The 3,289-nt window shown below is 68.7% G+C and carries 4 protein-coding genes; 3 read left to right on the top strand and 1 reads right to left on the bottom strand.

Going from position 1 to position 3,289, the window contains the following annotated elements:
* Positions 1–147: 147 nt before the first annotated feature.
* Positions 148–1,434 carry a transcriptional regulator PtsJ gene (ptsJ, locus tag V3B48_RS21225; protein WP_049398433.1) on the bottom strand — a complete coding sequence of 429 codons (1,287 nt, stop codon included), beginning with the start codon at positions 1,432–1,434 and terminating at the stop codon, positions 148–150.
* Between the two features lie 76 nt (positions 1,435–1,510).
* On the opposite strand from ptsJ, the gene V3B48_RS21220 reads away from it, so the two are divergent.
* Genes V3B48_RS21220 through V3B48_RS21210 form a run of 3 tightly spaced genes read left to right on the top strand, consistent with a single transcriptional unit; the run spans position 1,511 to position 3,203 of the window.
* Positions 1,511–2,284 carry a YggS family pyridoxal phosphate-dependent enzyme gene (locus V3B48_RS21220; protein WP_121503549.1) on the top strand — a complete coding sequence of 258 codons (774 nt, stop codon included), beginning with the start codon at positions 1,511–1,513 and terminating at the stop codon, positions 2,282–2,284.
* Entirely contained in the window at positions 2,281–2,982 is a 702-nt protein-coding gene (locus V3B48_RS21215) for a glutamine amidotransferase (RefSeq protein ID WP_329894405.1), read from the top strand. Before V3B48_RS21220 ends, V3B48_RS21215 begins: the two co-directional genes overlap by 4 nt.
* The gene (locus V3B48_RS21210) at positions 2,979–3,203 is read left to right on the top strand and encodes a hypothetical protein (RefSeq protein WP_032129370.1); all 225 of its coding nucleotides are present in this window, start codon (positions 2,979–2,981) and stop codon (positions 3,201–3,203) included. Before V3B48_RS21215 ends, V3B48_RS21210 begins: the two co-directional genes overlap by 4 nt.
* Positions 3,204–3,289: the final 86 nt, after the last annotated feature.

The raw sequence follows: 3,289 nt of genomic DNA, 5'->3' as shown, positions 1-3,289 counted from the left end.
GCACCGCCGTCTTCAACATTCTGGCAAGGAAACTAGCCAAGATCGCCTGGGGCGTGTTCAAGAGCGGCCGGGACTTCGATCCGGCCATGCTGAAGGTGGGTCAAGCCTGCTTCCAGCAGGCTTGACCGCGAACATAGGATCTCGACTCTACAGACCACACACCGCCGCCAGGTCATCGGCCAGCTGCCGCAGCTGCGCCGGTCCCAGCGCCGAACACGTAATGCGCAGACCATGGCCCGGTGCCGCCACCGCGAACACTTCGCCGGCGCGCACATGCCAGCCGCGCGAGGCCAGTGCCAGCACCTGTGGGTGGCTGTCGGCCGGCAACGGCAGCCACAGGTTCAATCCTTCCATCGGCTGCGGCGTCGGCATGCCATGCGCGCGCAGCAGCTCCTGTAGCGACTGCAGGCGCTGCTGGTAGCGCTCACCCGCCGAGGCGATCTTCGCCCGCTGCGTTGCCGACGCCAGCACCGAAGTCGCTGCATCCTGCAGCAGGTGGCTGACCCAGCCGGTGCCGGACGCCAATCGCAGCCGCAACCGCGATGCGGTCTCCTCATCGCAGGCCAGCCAGGCCAGCCGCAGGTCCGGACCCAGTGGTTTGGACAACGAACGCAGCAGCGCCCAGCGCCGGCCATCCAGCGGCAGCACTGAGTGATAGGCCTGCTGCGAGAGCAGTGCGTAGTGATCGTCGATCAGCACCGCCACCTGCGGGTAGGCCGCCAGCAACTGCCGCAACGCCCGTGCCCGCTTCGCATCCAGGCTGGCCCCGGTCGGGTTGTGTGCCCGCGGGGTCAGCAGCACCGCGCGTGCGCCGGCCTCCAGCGCCTGCCGCAGCGAATCGACCTGCATGCCATGCGCGTCCACCGCCACCGGCAACGGCGCGTGGCCCACAGCATTGAGCACATTGAGGCTACCGAGGAAGCATGGATCCTCCACCGCGATGCGGTCTCCTGGCAGCAACCACGCCGCCAGCAGGCGCTCGATGCCATCAACCGCGCCATGGGTCAGCTCCAGCGCATAGCCCTCCGGGCAGTCCGCATCCAGCGAGGCGCGCGCCAGCGCCTGCAACCTCGGGTCGACCGTGCCTACGCCGTACAAACGCGGCGCGGCCGGGGCCAGGCGCAGGTTCGGCAGCAGGCGCGGATCCGGATTGCCACCGGCCAGGTCCTGCAGCGCCAGCCCGGGCGTACTGCCCTCGCGCGCCAGCGTCGGCGGCAATCCGCGCACCACCGTGCCACGGCGGCCCGCCGTGCTGGCCAGGCCCGCCGCATCCAGGCGCTTGTAGGCAGCGGCCACGGTGTTGCGGTTCACGCCCAGTTGCTCGGCCAGTTCACGCACCGGCGGCAGCACGCTGCCGGCCGGCAGGCGGCCCTTGCCGATGCCGTCGCGGATGCTGTCGAAGATCGACTCGGCGCTATGCCCGGTGATTTTCATTTTGTCCTATGCCAAAATATCTCTTGTCCTGTGCCAGTGTATCCCACCCTGGCCATCCTGCATTGGAGGTGCCCGCATGCCCCTTGCCGCTGCCGACTGGCCCGTCGCCCAGTCCGTTGAACAGATCGCCGCCAACCTGGTCACGGTGCGCCAACGCATCACCGATGCCTGCGCGCGCGTCGGCCGGGACCCGGCCAGCGTGCGCCTGCTGCCGGTCAGCAAGACCGTCGATGACGCCCGCATCCGCATGGCGGTGGCCGCCGGTTGCCACGAACTGGGCGAGAACAAGGTGCAGGAGGCACAGCGCAAGGCCGAAACGATGGCCGACCTGGGCGTGCACTGGTCGGTGATCGGCCATCTGCAGACCAACAAGGCGCGCTACGTGGCGCGCTTTGCCAGCGAGTTCCAGGCGCTGGACAGCCTGCGCGTGGCCGAGGCCCTGCAGCAGCGCCTGCAACTGGAAGACCGCACGCTGGATGTGTTCGTGCAGGTCAACACCTCGGCCGAGCCGAGCAAGTACGGACTGGAACCCGACGCGGTCGAGGCCTTCGTCCAGCAGCTGCCGGCCTTCGATCGCCTGCGTGTGCGCGGCCTGATGACCCTGGCCATCTTCACCCCCGACGTCGAGCGCGTGCGCGCCTGCTTCGTGCGCCTGCGCGAACTGCGCGACCAGCTGCAACGCACCGCCCCGCCCGGCCTTGACCTGTCGCAGCTGTCGATGGGCATGTCCGGTGATTTCGAAGTGGCCATCGAGGAAGGTGCCACCGTGGTCCGCGTCGGCCAGGCCATCTTCGGCGCCCGCGCCACCCCGGACAGCTTCTACTGGCCAAACAGCGGAGCCCCGGCATGAAGCACGCAGTCGTTCTGCAACACGTCGCCTTCGAAGACCTCGGCACCCTGCAGCCTTTGCTGTTGGCACAAGGCTGGCAGCTGCAGGTGCTGCAGGCCGGCGTCGATGCGCTCGATCCGGCCGAAGTGGCCGACCTGCTGGTGGTGCTGGGCGGCCCCATCAGTGCCAATGACACAGAGACCTATCCCTTCGTCACCGACAGCATCGCCCTGCTGCAGCGCCGGCTGCAGCAGCAGCGGCCAACCCTGGGCATCTGCCTGGGTGCACAACTGATGGCGCGTGCACTCGGTGCCAGTGTCGCTCCCAGCGGCGGCAAGGAAATCGGCTTTGCGCCACTGCTGCTGACCGATGAAGGCCAGCGTTCACCGCTGCAGGCCCTGCAGGGCATTCCGGTACTGCATTGGCATGGTGAGGCGTTCGAGCTTCCGGCCGGTGCACGCCGCCTGGCCAGCACGCCGGCCTGCCGCCATCAGGCCTTCGCCATCGGCAACCACGCACTGGCCCTGCAATGCCATCCGGAACTGGACGCCCGCCAGTTCGAGCGTTGGCTGGTCGGCCACACGCTGGAGCTGGCCCAGGCCGGCATCGATCCGAATGATCTGCGCGCGCAGGCGCGTCGCTATGGCGCACCACTGGCCGCGGCCGCCACCGCGATGTTCGACCATTGGCTGCAGGACCTGCCGGAGACACCGCGATGAACTATCGATTACAGATCCACCGCGATGGCGTCTATTGGGGCCACTTCGACTGCAGCGGCCCTGATGCCCTGCAGCGCATGGACGCCATCGCCGCACAACTGCCTGCGGATCAGGGCTTCCAGCTGAAACGGCAGAAAGGTGTTGGCGAAGAGCGCATCCTGTCCAGCAATGCCGACGGCCTGCGCGTACTGGCTTCGCAGATCCAGTACCGCGATCTCTGACGATCGTCACGGTAGTGGGGGGGGGGGGGGGGGCGGGGGGGGGGGCGGGGGGGGGGGGGGCCCGGCGCCCGCCGGGGGGGGGCGGC

It is taken from the genome of Stenotrophomonas sp. SMYL20 (assembly GCF_036320045.1).
Classification (GTDB): Bacteria; Pseudomonadota; Gammaproteobacteria; order Xanthomonadales; family Xanthomonadaceae; genus Stenotrophomonas; species Stenotrophomonas maltophilia_A.
The sequence above is the reverse complement of the archived record's forward strand: the minus strand, read 5'-3'. Positions and strand labels throughout refer to the sequence as shown.